At 70.8% G+C, this 576-nt stretch carries 1 protein-coding gene; it reads left to right on the top strand.

Going from position 1 to position 576, the window contains the following annotated elements; all coding sequences use genetic code 11:
* Window positions 1-576, top strand: a 576-nt coding sequence (locus ACXJ3V_RS20480) for a hypothetical protein (RefSeq protein WP_457102195.1), incomplete at both ends; no start/stop codon positions are given.

Genomic DNA, 576 nt, shown 5'->3' with positions numbered 1-576 from the left:
GCGTGCCGCACTCGAGGAACTGCTGCGCGATCGCAAGCAGGATGCGGCGGCCTCCGACGCAACCCGCTGGCCCGGCACGGTTCTGCGCTGGCTGCTGATCTTCGGCCTCGTGGCTGCACTCGCCAGCATCTTCTATCTGGGCGGCTGGCTGCACGCCTCGGGCGACGGCAAGGCGCAGCAGGTGCTGTCGCGTCCGATGGCGCCGGAGCGCGGTGCCTCCGCCTCGGCGCGCGCACCCGATGCACCGCCGCGTGCGGATTCCGCGCTGCGGCCGAAGCTGGAAACGTCGGTGCAAGACGTCGGCATCAGCGCGACGGCGGGCGCCCCATGGCCCTGGGTCCCCCTGGTGCTGGCGCTCGTGATCGTCGGCGGTGGCCTCGGGTGGCGCTGGTACCGGCGCAACCGGACCAAGGTGTTCATCGCGCTCGGCGGCGCGATCCGGCCGGTCGATTCGGGCCGCTTCATGCAGGCGCTACGCATCTGGAATCCGGTGGTCGTCGAGCACGACCCGACGCCACGCCACGTCAAGCGATTCTTCAACCGCGCGCGCCTGTTCGCCTCTTACGAGAACGAGGA

This window comes from Microbacterium sp. P5_E9 (assembly GCF_054049175.1).
Note: the sequence above shows the minus strand (reverse complement) of the source record. Positions and strands in the feature narration are given on the sequence as shown.